The organism is Streptomyces sp. NPDC051183 (genome assembly GCF_040682455.1).
GTDB lineage: Bacteria > Actinomycetota > Actinomycetes > Streptomycetales > Streptomycetaceae > Streptomyces.
Map to the genome: position 1 here is coordinate 62,652 of NZ_JBFBBA010000010.1, position 15,727 is coordinate 78,378.

Annotated in this window: 13 protein-coding genes, 1 tRNA gene and 3 pseudogenes; 8 read left to right on the plus strand and 9 right to left on the minus strand. The window is 71.5% G+C overall.

The annotated features are described in order from the left end of the window. Positions 1-147: 147 nt before the first annotated feature. A tRNA-Leu gene (locus AB0M99_RS11285) sits at positions 148-235 on the plus strand. Positions 236-1,201: 966 nt separating this feature from the next. On the opposite strand, the gene AB0M99_RS11290 is transcribed toward AB0M99_RS11285, so the two are convergent. From AB0M99_RS11290 to AB0M99_RS11315, 6 genes are all read right to left on the minus strand, one after another. Next, positions 1,202-1,441, minus strand: coding sequence for a hypothetical protein (locus AB0M99_RS11290; RefSeq protein ID WP_365918967.1), 240 nt, complete (start codon positions 1,439-1,441; stop codon positions 1,202-1,204). A gap of 455 nt (positions 1,442-1,896) precedes the next feature. Continuing rightward, complete coding sequence (locus tag AB0M99_RS11295) at positions 1,897-2,745, minus strand: helix-turn-helix transcriptional regulator (RefSeq protein ID WP_365918969.1); 849 nt, start codon at positions 2,743-2,745, stop codon at positions 1,897-1,899. A gap of 27 nt (positions 2,746-2,772) precedes the next feature. Further along, positions 2,773-3,303 (minus strand): DUF6879 family protein, encoded by a 531-nt coding sequence (locus AB0M99_RS11300; RefSeq protein ID WP_365918971.1) that lies wholly within the window; start codon positions 3,301-3,303, stop codon positions 2,773-2,775. Next, on the minus strand, positions 3,278-3,535 hold the full coding sequence (locus AB0M99_RS11305) for a hypothetical protein (protein ID WP_329103694.1): 258 nt from the start codon (positions 3,533-3,535) through the stop codon (positions 3,278-3,280). Before AB0M99_RS11305 ends, AB0M99_RS11300 begins: the two co-directional genes overlap by 26 nt. A 338-nt stretch (positions 3,536-3,873) precedes the next feature. Beyond that, entirely contained in the window at positions 3,874-5,787 is a 1,914-nt protein-coding gene (locus tag AB0M99_RS11310) for a GAF domain-containing protein (protein WP_365918973.1), read from the minus strand. 41 nt (positions 5,788-5,828) lie between these two features. Then, complete coding sequence (locus AB0M99_RS11315) at positions 5,829-7,265, minus strand: MFS transporter (RefSeq protein ID WP_365919208.1); 1,437 nt, start codon at positions 7,263-7,265, stop codon at positions 5,829-5,831. Positions 7,266-7,437: 172 nt separating this feature from the next. Between AB0M99_RS11315 and AB0M99_RS11320 the strand changes: the two genes are divergently transcribed. Beyond that, positions 7,438-9,975 (plus strand): SpoIIE family protein phosphatase, encoded by a 2,538-nt coding sequence (locus AB0M99_RS11320; RefSeq protein WP_365918976.1) that lies wholly within the window; start codon positions 7,438-7,440, stop codon positions 9,973-9,975. 28 nt (positions 9,976-10,003) lie between these two features. Here AB0M99_RS11320 and AB0M99_RS11325 read toward each other — a convergent pair. The 3 genes and pseudogenes from AB0M99_RS11325 to AB0M99_RS11335 form a co-directional block, all read right to left on the minus strand. Further along, positions 10,004-10,615 (minus strand): annotated as a pseudogene (locus tag AB0M99_RS11325) (glutathione S-transferase C-terminal domain-containing protein); the annotation flags it as partial. 16 nt (positions 10,616-10,631) lie between these two features. Next, positions 10,632-10,985 carry a PRC-barrel domain-containing protein gene (locus tag AB0M99_RS11330; protein WP_365918978.1) on the minus strand — a complete coding sequence of 118 codons (354 nt, stop codon included), beginning with the start codon at positions 10,983-10,985 and terminating at the stop codon, positions 10,632-10,634. Positions 10,986-11,168: 183 nt separating this feature from the next. Beyond that, positions 11,169-11,591: pseudogene (locus AB0M99_RS11335) on the minus strand (metallophosphoesterase); the annotation flags it as partial. A gap of 74 nt (positions 11,592-11,665) precedes the next feature. Between AB0M99_RS11335 and AB0M99_RS11340 the strand changes: the two are divergent. The 6 genes and pseudogenes from AB0M99_RS11340 (at position 11,666) to AB0M99_RS11365 (ending at position 15,576) form a co-directional block, all read left to right on the plus strand. Beyond that, positions 11,666-12,853, plus strand: a complete 1,188-nt coding sequence (locus AB0M99_RS11340) for a cytochrome P450 (RefSeq protein WP_365918980.1) — start codon at positions 11,666-11,668, stop codon at positions 12,851-12,853. A 51-nt stretch (positions 12,854-12,904) separates the two neighbouring features. Beyond that, positions 12,905-14,071: a glutamate--cysteine ligase gene (locus AB0M99_RS11345; RefSeq protein WP_365918982.1), complete on the plus strand. Its 1,167-nt coding sequence runs from the start codon at positions 12,905-12,907 to the stop codon at positions 14,069-14,071. Between the two features lie 108 nt (positions 14,072-14,179). Then, positions 14,180-14,734 (plus strand): hemerythrin domain-containing protein, encoded by a 555-nt coding sequence (locus AB0M99_RS11350; protein ID WP_365918984.1) that lies wholly within the window; start codon positions 14,180-14,182, stop codon positions 14,732-14,734. Positions 14,735-14,776: 42 nt separating this feature from the next. Next, a pseudogene (locus AB0M99_RS11355) lies at positions 14,777-14,929 on the plus strand (DNA topoisomerase IB); the annotation flags it as partial. Positions 14,930-15,163: 234 nt separating this feature from the next. Further along, on the plus strand, positions 15,164-15,439 hold the full coding sequence (locus tag AB0M99_RS11360; RefSeq protein WP_365919210.1) for an isoamylase early set domain-containing protein: 276 nt from the start codon (positions 15,164-15,166) through the stop codon (positions 15,437-15,439). Between the two features lie 14 nt (positions 15,440-15,453). After that, on the plus strand, positions 15,454-15,576 hold the full coding sequence (locus tag AB0M99_RS11365) for a hypothetical protein (protein ID WP_365918986.1): 123 nt from the start codon (positions 15,454-15,456) through the stop codon (positions 15,574-15,576). Positions 15,577-15,727: the final 151 nt, after the last annotated feature.

Genomic DNA, 15,727 nt, shown 5'->3' on the forward strand with positions numbered 1-15,727 from the left:
CGGGCCGTCTCCCTACTCCTTGCGGGACATGCCCGCAGGTCAGCGCGGCGCGTCGCGGGACCGCCGGACGAAATACCTGGTCGGAACCACCTCGAACCTTTGCTATTGTTGTCCATGTCGCCGCGGGAAACCGGGGCCGACCACCTGGTCCGGGTGGCGGAATGGCAGACGCGCTAGCTTGAGGTGCTAGTGCCCTTTATCGGGCGTGGGGGTTCAAGTCCCCCCTCGGACACCAGCAGAGACCCCAGTTCATCTGGGGTTTTTTGCGTTTCTGGGCGGTGGCGTGACCAACCACGTGACCAACGGCCCAGTGAATCCCCAGGTCAGACCAGGGGTGACAGGCCGAGTCGGCCCGCACCGGAGGTGCTCCGTGGCCTTGCTGTGCGTCCCGGAGGCAGTGGTGGGTCAGGCCGCCGTCGCAGGCCCGGTTGCCGCACGGCTCCCGCACCGTCCCCAGAACCGGGCCGTCTGCCCGTCGTCCAGGGTGGGTACTACGTGAGCGGTTCCAGTAGAACCACCTGACAGCCGTTCATCCGCCCGTTCGATGTGTTCCAGCGGATTCCGATTTCACCGCCACCGTACTCCGGTTCGTTCGGGCGCATTCCGGCTTCGTGCCCGCCCGGGTGATTGAACCGCAGACCGCAGGTTGCAGAATTGTTGACCCGATCTTCATAGCGCGGCGTTCCGGGGATTCCGCGCCGGACGGCCCACACTTGATGGGGGTACAGCTCCGCCCACGCCCCGCACTTCGCGGGCTTCCCGGTCCGGACACTTACAAGGGGCGTGGACACGGACGTTCCTTCCAGGGAGCACGATTTCTAACATTCGGCGGAGGACGCTTACGCCGATCCCAAGCTGTGCGGATATCTCGACGTAGGTCTCCCCATCAGCAAGCCGCCTTCTGATCTTGTCTTCATGGGCGGCTATGCAGTCGCGGTTCTCCTTCATCTCCCGCGCGGTGAGTCGGGTCACGGACTATTCCCGCCCCGAGTGCCGGCCGTCATGGCCGCGCGGCAAGCGGCACCCGTAGCAGAAGAAGTCCCGGGGGTGGCTGCAGTCGCTGTGGTCGCAGCGAGCAATCCCTCGGAGTACAACCGGCGATCCCTCACCCCACACGGCCCACAGTGCGCCTCGCCCGTATTCGTGGTCGAGTGAGGGGGCGAAGTGGCCGTGGTGATTCCCCGAATGCCCGTCCCACAGTTCACAAATGGTCGGCTCTTCCCAGGGGAATTTCATCGACCACCGTTTCGAGAAGCGGCCGGATGCGTTCCCTGAGGCGCTCCGGAACGTCAGTGCTCTGGAGGCAGGCTTCCCCAGCGTCCTCGACGGCGCGAGTTACCCGGCGCTCATGCGACGAATACGAGGACTGTTCCAACGCATCCCCCTTCGGCCAGAAGGAATCCGCCGGAATCGTCGTCAGTTCCGGCCGTTCATGCGCCATCGGCCAGCGCCTCCCTTTCAGCCGCTTCACTCACGGCGTGCGCCAGGGCGGGAAGGGCTGCCCCTATGGCTGCCGCCCACTCCCGCGCTTCCCGCTCCGCCAAGATCCGGGCCAGACCTTCGTCCAGCTCCGTGCGCTCTTCGGGCGTGAAACACGAGAGGGGCCGTCTGACCCTCTCTGGTGCGTTCACAACCGGTCCCGAAGCCTTGCCAGCACCACGCGCAGCAGCGCCGGAGTGGCCGACGTGTAGCCGCACCGGGGGACCCAGTCGGGAACATCCGCCCACAAAGGGAACGGGTCGCGCTCCTCGGGGATCAGTCAGCGTTTGGTTGCCAGGGCGCCCAGCTTCGTCGTGCCCGCCACCGCGTCCTCCCGATCGCTTGCAAGGTCGATGAGATGACCCTAGAAACCGGGGTATCCAAGCAGCCACGTTCTTGCATGAGCTTGCACGCAAACTACCCGAGGGAGGTGATTGCTTCCGAGATCAAAGTCCGGGCGGGAGCACCGTGAACGGCGATCTTGGACAGCTCGGAGAAGGCTTTCGAGTAGGTGGCAACCTCGCTCGGCGCCGAGACGTTCACGGCGGCCGTCAGCAGTTCGACGCTCGCTTGTCGGCTGTCGAACAAATAGAAGGCCTCCAAGGGCCAGACGCGCCGCTGGGCTGTGAAGGGGATCACTCCGAGGCTCACGTTCGGCAGGGCCATGACCGCCAGCAGGTAGCCGAGTTGGCCAGCCATGGTGGCATCGTCGCCGATGCGGTAGCGGAGCACGGCTTCTTCCAGAAGCAAGGCGAACCGGTGGTCGCCTTCGTGCAGGACGCGTGAGCGCTCGATTCGGGAGGCGGCTGCCGTTTCCGAGTCGTCCGGGGTGCCCTGGAACGCGGCGATCGTGGACAGCAGGGCCGTCGCGTACGACTCCGTCTGGAGCATTCCCGGGACTACGTTCGAGCAGTAGACGCGGAAGTGTCGGGTGCGCTCGTACAGGGGAACGACTTCCTCTTGTGCCCTGCGCATCCCATGGCGATGGAGCTTCTGCCAGTGCACGTACATCTGATCTGCTTGCCGATTCGCCGCGATCAGGTCGGCGGTCTGATCTCCCGCTCCGCACGCCTTGCACCAAGCACGGATGTCGGCATCGGAGGCGGGGGTCTTGGCCCGCTCGATGCGCGAAGATTTGGCTGGACTCCAGCCACACCGAAGAGCCAGCTCATGCCCGGTCAGCTCCGCATCTCGACGGAGAGCCCCAAGACGGGCGGCGAGGGCTTCGCGGGCGGCCTGGGCGCTGGATGACGGGGACGCGGACATGAGTTGGCTCTTCTGTGTTTCGTACGGTCAGACCGAGTACTTCTCGTGCGGGATGCCGCGCTCCCAGACAGCTTCGAACGCGGCCGACGCCAGTTGGGCCACGGCAGGTTCGGAGCGAACCTCCCAGCCCGGCTCGGACCAGTTTCCATCCCCGGTGAAGTGGTTGAAGAGCGCGATCTCTCCGTCGAACACCCAGCAGTCGTTTCCAGGAAGCGCGATGTCCGATGCCTGCCGCCTGGGCAGCCAGCGGACTTGCTCCCCGGCGTGGAGATTGACCACGGTGCCGGCGTGTTCGTACCGGATGTAATCCGTTACCGGTTCCGACACGATGCGAGCGCGGCGGACGACTACACCTCGCGCCACTGTGCCACGAATCAAATCAACCCACGGTGTCCAGTAGGCAGACGCTGGGTCCACGTCGCGTTGACCCGTGCGCTTCCAGTGCTCGTAGTCCTCCGCCTCGTCGCCGACGCCGTATGAGTCGCGCATCTCCAGGTGCACGGCCGAGCGCTTGGCCGCCGCCAGGAGCTCGTTAAAGCCCGGCTCGTTCTGCGACATCACACGCCTCCCTGAGCATCGGCACCATGCGGGCCGGAATCCGAATCACGGCTTCGTGCGGAGGGATGCCCGGGGCATGTCCGGGGGCCTCGAACGCCGCACACTCAGCCTCCAGCTTCTCGTCTGGCTTCCAGCCCTGAAGCACCAGCTCCCCCTTCTCCTCGTCCACCCATACGGTGGGGGAACCCTGCTGCCCGGTGTCTGGATCAATCCCGATGAACCGTAGTGCCATGGCTGCCTCCGGTGGCGAGTGGCTTACGCCAACTTGCACGAGCTTCGTGCCGTAGGCGCGGCAGCGTCAAGGCCGGCGAACGTCTGGACGGCCGGAGTGGGGCAGTTCTCAGCCAGGCGGAGACCGCTTCTGGGGCTGGTCACGTGACCAACGCATGACCAACAGCGGGCGGGAACGGACGGAAACGCCAGGTAGTGGTGACCAACCGCGCCATGGGGGAAGGGCCTTCTGGAGTACGGTTCCCCAGGTCAGGAGCAAAAGGGCTGGTGCCCGAGTGGAGGGTTCAAGTCTCCCCTCGGACACCGGCAGGAACCCCGCTTCGGTGGGTTCTTTTGCGTTCACGAGGACATCAGGCGGTGGATGCGCAGGGCGAGCTGGATCTCCAGGGAGCGGGCCGGGGTGTTCCAGGTGTCGCCGAGGAGCCGGGCGATGCGGTCCAGGCGCTGGACGACCGTGTTGACGTGCACGTGGAGTGCGTCCTTGGCCCGGTTCAGGGCGGCGCCGTGGGCGTAGTACGCCTCCAGGGTGCGGACCAGTTCGGTGCCGCGCTTGCGGTCGTACTCGATGACCGGGCCGAGCACGTGCTCGACGTACCCCGGCATGTCGGTCCGGTCCCCGAGGAGGACGCCCAGGAAGCCCAGGCCGGGGAGGTCGGCGCCGGTACCCGTGCGGCCCAGGGAGTGCAGGGCCTCCAGGCAGCGCAGGGCCTCCGCGTACACGGCCGGGAGTGCGGCGGGGCCGCCGGCGGGGCCCGCGGAGCCCACGGTGACGGGGCTGCCCAGGGCCTGGCCCAGGTCCGCCGCGAGGGACTCGGCGAGCACGCCGGGCCGGCCGGATGCCGGGGCCAGCAGGACGGCCCGGCCCTCGTGGAGCCCGGCCAGCCCGTCGAGCGCGCGGGCCTGGCGGGCCGCCTCCGCCGCGAGCCGGGGCCGTAGCGCGGTGTCGCAGTGCAGGACCAGCACGGCGTGCGGGCGGGCCAGGTCCACGCCGAGTTTGCGCGCCCGCAGCACCCGCAGGGCCTGGCTCCCGGCATCGCGCGGACGGCCGTGGGGCTCGGCGGTGAGCAGGTCGCCCAGGAGTTCGCCGCGGACCCGGTCCTCGGCCTGCGCGATCGACCGGCGCAGCAGCAGGAGCAGCGCGGTGACCAGGCTGGCACGCTCGAACAGGCGCCGGTCCGAGTCCGCCAGGTCCGCGCGTCCGGTGAGGCTGATGCTGCCCAGCAGTTCGGGCCCCGCGAGCACCGCGCACACCCAGATGCCGTCCGTGGCGACGGCCCGGCCCCCGGAGCGGGAGGCCGCGGCGCCCCGTACCGGCGCCGGGATGGGCCCGCTGTCGACCCGGGCCAGTTCGCTGCCGTCGGCGTCGTGCACCACGAGACCGCCGCCCAGCAGGGCGGCGACCTCGTAGGCGAGATCGGCGACGTCGCCGCCGCGCAGGACCAACTCGGTGAGGCGGTCGTGGGTTTCGGCGGCCAGGCGCATCGCCTCGCCGTGGGCGCGCACCGCCTCGGTGGCCGCGCCCAGCTCCACCAGCGCGGTGCGGGTCTCCTCCAGGAGCCGGGCACTGTCGATGGCGACCGCGGCGTGGTCGGCGAGCGAGGCGAGCAGGGCGACGGCATCGGGCGCGAACTCCCGAAGGCGCCGGTCGGCGGCGTACAGGACCCCGATGACCCGGTCGCCGACGCGCAGCGGCACGCCGAGGATCCCGCGCAGCCCCTCCTCGCGCACGCCGCTGTCGATGGCGGGGGTGTGCCGGAAGCGGGAGTCGGTCCGGTAGTCCGCGCTGGCGTAGGGGCGGGCGGTCTGGGCGACCAGGCCGCCGAGCCCTTCGCCCATGCCCAGGCGCAGTTGCTGGAAGGCGGCGGAGACGCAGCCGTCGGTGACGCGCATGAACGTGTCGCCGGCGGCCGGGTCGTTGAGGGTGAGGTAGGCGACGTCCGTGCCCAGCAGCATGCGGGCGCGGTGGACGATGGCCCGCAGCACCGCGTCGAGATCGCGCAGGGCGGCCAGGTCGCCGGCCGTGTCGAAGAGGGCGGTGAGTTCGGCCTCGCGCCGCCGGTGCTGGTCCAGGGTGCGGCGGATGTCCAGGGCCACCCGGGTGGCCTCCTCCACGAGGGCCTGCTCGCCCGGGAGGGCGCCGGCGCCGCGGGCGGTCGCCGCCGGGCGGGAGAAGTCTTCGAGGGGCGCCCCGCGGTCCAGCAGGTCCAGCAACTCCCGCAGCGCGGTGGCCGCCTTGTCGTGCACGGGGTTCATGGGGCGGCCCTCCGGTACGGATGCGGATGGTGGTGCGGCGGTCAGGCCGGGTCCGGGGTGGTCTTCGGGGCCGGCTGCTGCATTGCCAGGGGGGCGGGCTGAGTGGCCGGGCGGGCGCCGCCCGGGGTGGCGTACACCGTACTCGCCAGATCCCGCCCGCGGGTCTCCGCGGCGAAGGCGACGGTGAGGGTGGTCACCACCGCGGCCGCGGAGAGGTAGAGCGATACGGGGACCGAGGAGCCGTAGTCCTTGAGGAGCTCGACGGCGATGATCGGCGCCAGCGCACCGGCGATGATCGAGGCCAGCTGGGAGCCCATCGAGGCGCCGGAGTAGCGGACTTCGGTGTCGAACATCTCCGAGATGAAGGCGGCCTGCGGCCCGTACATCGCGCCGTGCAGGAGCAGGCCGGTGGTGACGGCCGCGGTGATCACGGTGAAGGACTCGGTGTCGACGAGCGCGAAGAAGGCGAACGCCCACAGCACCATCCCGGCCGAGCCGATCAGCGTGACCGGGCGCCGGCCGATCCGGTCCGAGAGCGCACCCCAGGCGGGGATGGTGACGAAGTGGACGGCCGAGCCGATGAGGACGGCGTTGAGCGCGGTGGTCTTGGGCAGGCCGAGGTGGACGGTGACGTACACGAGGAGGAAGGAGGTGAGGACGTAGTACGAGATGTTCTCGCCGAAGCGGGTCCCGATGGCGGTCAGCACCCGGCGCCAGTCCTTGCGGAACACCTGGACGACGGGGGCCTGCTCCCGGACGCCACCGGCTCCATTGGCGGCGGCCTGCGCCTCGGCAGCCCTGGCCTGCGCCTGCGCGGCGAGGAAGAGCGGGGACTCGGACACGGAGAGGCGTATCCACAGTCCGACGACCACCAGGACGCCGGAGAGCAGGAAGGGGATGCGCCAGCCCCAGGCCAGGAACGCGGCGTCCGTCTGCACGGCGGCGAGCAGCGCGAGGACGCCGGTGGCCAGCAGGTTGCCGCCCGGGGCGCCGGACTGCGGCCAGGAGGCCCAGAAGCCGCGGTGCTCGTCGCCCCCGTGCTCGGAGACGATCAGGACGGCGCCGCCCCACTCGCCGCCGAGGGCGAAGCCCTGGATCAGGCGGAGCACGGTGAGCAGGATCGGGGCGCCGACGCCGATGCTCGCGTGGGTGGGGAGCAGGCCCATGGCGAAGGTGGCCCCGCCCATCAGCAGCAGGCTGAGCACCAGCAGCTTCTTGCGGCCGAGCTTGTCGCCGAAGTGCCCGAACACCACGCCGCCGAGCGGCCGGGCCAGGAACCCGATGGCGTAGGTGAGGAACGCGATCAGCGTGCCCGTCAGCGGGTCGGACGTGGGGAAGAACAGTTTGTTGAAGACCAGCGCGGCGGCGGTGCCGTAGAGGAAGAAGTCGTACCACTCGATGGTGGTCCCGATGAGGCTGGCGGCGACGATCCGTCTGATGCCGGAGGAGGCCTTCGGTTCGGTTCCGGGGGAGACCATGTGCACCACTTCCAGGGTGTCTGCGGGGACATCGGGCGTGGGCACAACGTAGGAGTCCCCAGGTCAGCGGCATATGTTGCCCGTCATCACAATCAGGCACCGTCTGGTGTGGCCGATCGCCACACCACCGGCTCTACGGGAGACGGTGCCGGTTTGGTGCCATGCTCGAAGGGTGCAGACGGATCCGGCGGTCACCGGCGACGGTGCGTCGCCCGAGGTACTCGCCCTGGCCAAGGTCGTGGCCAGGCTCCGGGCCGAGGTGGCGGACCTGGAAGGCCTTGCCGCCGCCTCGGCGATCGTGGAGCGGGCCAAGGGAGTACTGATGGCCCGGGAGGGCTTCTCGGCCGACGAGGCGTACGAGGCGCTGGTCCGGGAGGCCGGGCTGCGGGCCCGGACCCTGATGGAGCAGTGCTGGATCACTCTCGGCGGGATCCGTCCGCGGCCCGCCGCGCCGTCCCTCGCACCCTCCGTGGCGGGTGCCGGTGCGGCCCCGGGCGGTTCGGACCCGGACGGGTTGGACCCGGACGATCCGGACGGCGACGGGTCGGTCTCCGGGTCGGTCTCCGGGTCGGTCTCCGGGGCGGTCCTCGGGTCGGCCTGCGGCTCCGTCTTCGACTCGGTCTTCCGCTCGGACCGCTACCTCACCGGGCGCCACGGCGTCTCCGGCCCCCGCGTGGTCCTGGCGGACCTGGCCGCCGCGCTGGCCGGTGCCCGCAGCCCGGGCGACACCGCGGAGATCCTGCACGAGGCGCTGCGCGGCCCCCTCGGGGTGGACGGCGTGATGATCTACGTGGACGAGTCCGGGAGGCTGGGGCTCGTGGGCCATGCCGGGATCGACGAGTCGCTGGCCGCGCAGTGGCGGGACATTCCGCCGTTCACCGGGGTCGCCGCCCGCGAGGCGATCACTTCCGGCGAGCCGAGATGGCTGGAGGACATGGAGCGGGATGCCGAGCGCTACCAGCTCATCGGCCCGGCGGCGCGATGGCGCACGCGCGCGTGGATCCCCCTGCTGGGGGAGGGGCCGACCGTGGGCGCCATCGGATTCCTCCGGACGCTCCCCACCCCCTTCGGTGACGCCGACAGGGCCATGCTCCAGCAGGCGGTGCGGCTGTGCGGCGGGGCCCTGCGCGCCCTGGAACGCTCCGGGGCCGGGCCGGCGGACGAGGAGGTGGCCGCCGTACAGAAGATCCTCGACGCCCTGCCCGGGTCGACGATCCTGCTGTCGCCCCTGCGCTCGCCGGACGGTGCGGTGGAGGACTTCCGGGTCGACGCGGCCGCTCCCGGCTCTGTGGACGTGGCCGGCCGCCGCGGGAAGGAGCTCGTGGGCCGGAGGATCCTGGAGACCTATCCCACGGTGGCGGGCACACCCCTGTGGCAGGGGTACGTCGAGGCCCTGGCCACCGGGACCGTCTACGAGGGCGAACCGTTCGAGTACCAGGAGGTCACCGCGGGCGTCCCCGGCACGTCCGTCTACTCGGTACGCGCGACGCGGCTGGGAGGCCGGCTGGTCGTCTCGTGGATCCGACACGACACCAGCGAACGCGAGAACGGCCGCGTGGCCACCATGGCGCGCCTGGGCAACCTCGGCTGGGCCGAATGGAATCTGACCACGGACACGATCGAGTGGTCCGAGCAGGTCTACGCGATCTTCGGCCGGGTGCCCGAGCAGGGGCCCGTACCGCTGGAGGAGCTGCCGCGGTACGTCGTCCCGGACGACCTGCCGGCGCTCGCCGGAGACGTCCAGCGGCTGCTGGGCGAAGGGGCCCCGGTCGACCAGCCGTTCCGCATCGCCACCGCCGCCGGGGTGCGGCACCTGCGGATCGTCGCCGAAGCCGAGACGGACGCCGACGGTACGCCCGTGGAGGTGCACGGGTTCTTCCAGGACCTCAGCCCGCTGCGCGACGCCGAGCTCGCCCTGCTGGAGAGCGAGCGGTCCGTACTGGTCCAGCGCGGCATGCTCCAGGCCGAGCGGACGATCGCCGCGGGGCTGCGGCACGCGCTGCTGCCCGTGCCCGAGCAGTCGATCGAGCTGGTCGGGCTGCGCGTCGACATCGCCTACGTGCCCTCGGACAGCGGGGTGAACGTCGGGGGCGACTGGTACAGCGCCATCGAACTCCCGGACGGGAACGCCCTCTTCGTCGTCGGGGACGTGGCCGGCCACGGGCTGGAAGCCGTCGGGACCATGGCTCAGCTGCGGTTCACCGCCAAGGGCATGATCATCACGGGTTCGGCCCTGCCCGACGCCATGAGCCGGCTCAACGCGCTCCTCATGCACACGGCCGCCGGCGCGTCCGCCACCACGGCCACCATGATCATGATGCGCTACCGTCCGTCGGCGCGGCTCCTGTCCTGGGTGCGGGCCGGGCACCTGCCGCCCCTGCTGGTCCGCGACGGCGAGGCGCGCTTCCTTCCGCTGCCCGAAGGAAGCCTCCTCGGGGCGTCCTTCGACTCCGTGTACATGGAGGAGACGCTCCGGCTGGAGCCCGGTGACCACCTGCTCCTGTACACCGACGGACTCGTCGAGGTCCCGGGGGAGGACATCGGCGACGGGCTCGTCCGCCTCGGCGAGGCAGCCGCGTCCGCCATGGGGGGCGGCGCCCCGGAGCCGCTGGCGGAGCTGCTGTCCGCCCTGCACCCGGCCCAGCGGGACGACCTGTGCGTGCTGGACATCCACCTTCCGCGGCCGACCGGCGACCGAGCCGGCGGCTGAGCCCCCGGCCGAGACCCCGGCCGAGCCGTCAGGGTGCCTGCGGTGCGTGGCCGGCCGGGACGGCCTCCTCGGGAGCGACCGGCGCGGGCGAGGTGCCGCGGCCGAAGGGCAGCCCACCCAGCGACGCCCGGTCCGAGGCCTCCAGCCAGCCCGACAGGTCCGGGCCGGCCGGCACGATCCCGGTCGGGTTGATGTCCTCGTGGACCAGGTAGTAGTGGCGCCTGATGTGGTCGAAGTCGACCGTGTCGCCGAATCCGGGGGTCTGGAACAGGTCCCGCGCGTAGGCCCACAGGGTCGGCATCTCGGACAGCTTCTGCCGGTTGCACTTGAAGTGGCCGTGATAGACGGCATCGAAGCGTACGAGCGTCGTGAACAACCGGACGTCCGCCTCGGTGACGGCGTCACCGACCAGGTAGCGGGACCGCGCGAGCCGCTCCGTGAGCTGGTCGAGGCGGGCGAACAAGGCTTCGTAGGCCGCGGCGTAGGACTCCTGGGACCCTGCGAAACCGGCACGGTAGACGCCGTTGTTCACGTCCCGGTAGACCACCTCGTTCAGGGCGTCGATCTCCGCCCGCAGCGCCTGCGGGTAGAGCTCGGGAGCGCCTTCGCGGTGGTACGCCGTCCATTGTGTCGACATGTCCCTACAGCCGGTGGTCCTACATGTGGGGCTGGCCGTAGTACCGGGCGAACTGCTCCAGATAGGTGGGCTCGCCGCCGTACTTGGCTTCGTCGAACTCCGGGGCGCCCTTGATCTGGTCCTTGGTCCGCCCGACGTAGACCTTCTCCTCGGCCGTGTCGACGCGCGAGATGGTGCCTGCCGGGAGCAGGACCCGCTTCCCGAAGATCCAGGGACCGGTGTCGACGACGATATGGGACGCGTCGACGTCCTCCGAATGCTTGTCGACCTTTCCGATGCTGCCGTCTTCGGCTTCCACCTCGTAGCCGATGAGATCGATGCCCGTCCGGTATCCCGAGCTCGGGTGGTAACCCCAGATGCCTTCCACACTCATGGCTCGGCCTCTCTGTGCCTGGCGACGACCGTGTCACCGTTCACCGGGCGTCTCCCCGGAAGAGCCGCGGGCACGCATGCCGCCATGTGGAGTCTGGTCCGCCCCGCGATCCATCCCGCGGGGCGGCAGTCCTCGTCTGCCCGCCGGGGATGCCGTCAAACCACCCGGGCCGGGTCCCCGGATTCACGGGGCGGAGCCCAGGTGGTACACGGCGAAGGCCCGGTCGATGACCGGCATCGCGACGTTGCGCACCCGGACCCCGCCGGCCGTCATCCCGTGTTCGCTGCCCATGTGCGCATGGCCGTGGACCGCGAGGTCGGCGCCCCCCTCGTCCATCGCCTCGGCCAGCAGGTAACTCCCGAGGAAGGGGTAGATCTCCAGCGGTTCACCCGCCAGCGTGTCCGCCACGGGCGAGAAGTGCGTGAGCGCGATCAGGACGGTGCCTCCGCCCTCCCGGAGTTCACGGAGCGTGCGGCCGAGGTTGTCGGCACACCGGCGGGTGTAGCGGACGAAGGACTTCATCTCGGGCTCGCCGAACTCGCTGGCGCACCGCCCGGCGAAACCGCCGCCGAACCCCTTGGTCCCCGCAACGCCGACCCTCGACCCTGCTGACCCGTGGCTACGCATGGCTGCCGGACCTGCGCCGCCGGCAGGGCGGCGGCCCGGTCCGCACCCGCCTCATGGGCAGACCGACGCTGGTGATCCACGGGCCCGAGGCCGTGGAATTCTTCTACGACGAGCGTCACGTGCGGCGCGGGGGCGCGCTTCCCGGGCCCGTCCTCGACACGCTGTTCGGCCGTGGCGCGGTACACACCCTCGACGGGGACCGGCACCGGGTCCGCAAGGACATGTTCGTGTCCCTCCTCATGTCCGAGGGCGGCGTGGCCGCCCTGACGGACCGGGTGTCGACCCATTGGCTGCTCGCCGTCGAGGGCTGGCGGGGCCGCGAGGTCGTGCTCTTCGACGAGATCGCCGCCGTGCTGGCCACGGCCGTCTGCGACTGGGCGGGAACGCCGCTCGATTCCGGCGCGGCCCGTGCCACGGCCGAGGACTGCGTGGCCATGGTCGACGGCTTCGCCACCGTGGGCCCCCGCCACTTCAGGGCCCGCCGGGCCCGCCGCCGGCAGGAGCAGGAGCTGGCCCGCACCGTCGAGGCGGTCCGCGGGGGGACCGGCCCCACGGGCGGCGTCTTCGCCGTCACGCGGGTCAACGACCGGCCGCGCTCCGTGCTGGAGACCGTGGCGGTGCACCGGGACTCCGACGGCCGGCTGCTCGACCCCCGTACCGCCGCCGTGGAGATGCTCAACATCATCCGCCCCGCCATCGCCCTCGCCTGGTTCGGCGTCTTCGCCGCCCACGCGCTGCACCGCGAGCCGGTGCACCGCGAGCGGCTGCTCGCGGACAACGGCACGTACGCCCGGGCATTCGCCCACGAGGTGCGCCGCTTCTACCCCTTCGCGCCGTTCCTCGGAGCCCTGGCCGCCCACGACCTGGAATGGCAGGGGACGGTCCTCCCGGAGGGCGGCCTCGTCCTGCTCGACCTGTACGGGCACGACCACGACCCCGAACTGTGGCCGCAGCCCTACCACTTCGACCCGCTCCGCTTCCTCGGCCGCGAGCCCACCGCCGACGCCATCATCCCGCAGGGCGGCGGCGACGCCCGTACCGGTCACCGGTGTCCCGGAGAGGACATCTCCGTGAGCGTCCTGACGGCTCTGGTCACCGCCCTGGCGCGGCTGGAATGCGAGGTCCCGGACCAGGACCTGAGGATTCCGCTCCGCCGCATGCCCACCCGGCCGCGCAGTGGCTTCGTCGTGGCGAAGGCACGGATGGCCTCGATGCCCGCCACGGGCCGGGTACGCCCCTGACGGGCCCTCCCTCCCGTACCGACCGCCAGGAACCCTTGGAGGCAGAGCACCGTGGATGCCACCGAACTGCCGGGCAGCCGCCCCGGATCCGGCACGGGCCCGGAATCCCGCCCCGGGCCGGCGGTGTCGACCTTCGGGGTCGAGGAGGAGTTCCAGCTCGTCGACCGGCTCACGCGGGCGCCCGTGGCGCGCGCGGAGCCGGTGATCGAGGCTGCTTCCCCGAGCCTGGGGGAGCAGGTGCAGCGCGAGTTCTACGGCTGCATGGTCGAGGTGTGCACCCGGCCGGCCACCACCCGCACCGATCTGCGGGCCCAGCTCGCCGCCCTCCGCGCCACCCTCGCCGAAGCGGCGGCCGAGTCGCGATGCCTGCTCGTGGCCTCCGGAACGGCCGTGGTGCCCCCGGCGGAGCCGATATCCGTCTCCGACACGCCCCGCTACCGGCGGATGGCCCGGCGGTTCGGAGCCTGCGTCGACGGCCGCCTCGGCGTCGTGTGCGGCTGCCACGTCCACATCGGCACCGCGGACCGCGCCCAGGCACTGTTCCTGGCCAACCGGGTCCGTCCCTGGCTTCCCGCCCTCCAGGCCCTCGCCGCCAACTCGCCGTTCTCGGGCGGGCTGGACAGCGGATTCGCGAGCTGGCGCGTCGTGGAGTTCGGCCGGTGGCCCACCGTCGGCCCCGCCCCGGTGCTCGACGCCGCCGCGTACGAGGAGACCGCCGAGGCCCTGGTCGACTCCGGCACCCTCATGGACCGGCGGATGATCTATTGGTTCGCCCGCCCGTCGGAACACCACCCCACCGTCGAGTTCCGCGTGGCGGACAGCAACGCCGATCTCGACGTCACCGTCCTCGTGGCGCTGCTCCTGCGGGGCCTCTGCGCCACGTTCCTGTCCGCGGCCGGTACGGGCGGTCCGCCGCCCGCCGTTCCCGCGGTGCGGTTGCGCGCCGCGCACCGGTACGCGGCCCGGTACGGATCCACGGGCCTGGTCCTCGACCCCTTCAGCGGCGACGAAGTGCCCGTACGGACCCTCCTCGCCGCGCTGGTCGCGGCGGCGGCACCCGGACTGGACGCGGCGGGCGACCTGACCGAGGTGGACCGGCTCCTCGCCGGCCTGCGCGGCAGGGGCAACGGCGCCGAGCGGCAGCGGGCCGCCTTCGGCCGCACGGGACGCCTGCACGACGTCGTCGACGGCCTCGCGGAGCTCACGGCCCGCGCGTGAGCGTCCGAGGCCGGCCGGCCCGGCGTTAGCGGGCCGCCACCCCGGGTAACCGCGGTGCGACCGGCACTCCCGCCGGCCGCGCAACCCGAACGGGACGGAGACGACCCCATGGGACACGGCGGAGACGTCATCGCGGAGCTGACCGTCGACCACCGCGAGGTGGACGAGATGTTCGGCGTGATCGAACGGACCACGCCCGCGCACGAGCGCCGCACCTGGGCCGAGAGGCTGACGATCGAGCTCGTCCGGCACTCGGTCGCCGAGGAGGAACACCTCTATCCGGCGATCCGGGAGCGGTTCCCCGACGGAGACCTGATCGCCGACAAGGAGATCGCCGACCACGCCCGGGTCGAGAAGCTCCTCAAGGACCTCGAAGGGCTGGACGCGGCGGGACCCGAGTTCGACCGGCTGCTCGCCGCCCTCCGGGCCGAAGTGAGCGCCCACGTCCGGGACGAGGAGCAGAACCTGTTCCCCCGGCTCCGGCAGGCGTGCTCCGCGGAGGTCCTGCACGAACTGGGCGACAAGGTCCGGCGCGCCAAGAAGTTCGCCCCGACGCGACCCCACCCGGGAGCGCCGTACAGGCCTCCGGCCAACCTGCTGCTGGCCCCCGGAACCGGGCTCGTCGACCGCGTCCGCGACTTCGTGACCGGCCGGGGCAAGTAGCGGGCGGGCGGTGGGCCGGTGACGAGCGCCGCGCGGGACCTGGACCCGGCCGGCCGCCGCCAGTACCTCTACCACGACGTGTTCCGGGAGCGGCAGGAAGCGGCCGAGCACGCGCACGTGCTGGAGGTCGCGGCCCGGCTGCCACGGCTGCGCAGGCGCGTCGAGGCGGACCTCGCGGGACGCGGCCTGACCCGGGCAAATCCTCCCGCCGCCAGGCGCGCGCCGTGGTGGACCGGGCGGCCGGCCACCCACGGCGAGGTGGAGAAGGCCGTACGCCGGCTGCCGGCCCGAGGGGCGCCCGGCCGCGGCCCGGGCGCCGGGGCCTGAACAGGTGACCGTCCCGCCCCCGGCGGCGTGGGCGGGGCCGGCGCGGCAGGAGCCGTGCAAGGGTGCATGAGCCTCTGCCAGCCCTTCCGTGGGAGTTCGCCGGTGCTCGAACGCAAGAAGCTCAAGGGTCGTACGCAGGTCACCTTCGTCCTCCCGGAGGGCGCACCGGACGGGCCGGTCAGCGTGGTGGGGGACTTCAACCACTGGAACCCCACCGCGCACCCCCTCGCCCCCCGTGGGGACGGCACCCGCGCGGCCACCGTCGTCCTGCCCACGCACAGCGGCCACTCGTTCCGCTATCTGGCGGCCGGCGACTACTGGTTCGACGACGACCAGGCCGACGGCCACGACGGTGCCAACAGCCGCGTCCACACCTGAGGACGGGCTCGCTCATGGACGCGATCGTGCTGCTGCGCGAGGACCACAAGACGGTCGAGAAGCTGTTCAAGAGGTTCGAGAAGACCTCCGACGACGACACGGCGAAACGCCGCCGGATCGCAGACGAGGTGATCTAGGAGCTCACGGTCCACGCGTGGATCGAAGAGAAGTTCTTCTACCCGGCCGCCCGGCAGTCCGCGCCGGAGACGACCGACCACATCCTGGAGAGCATCGAGGAACACCACGCGGTCGTGTGGATGCTGTCGGAGCTCGGGGTTCGGCCGTCAG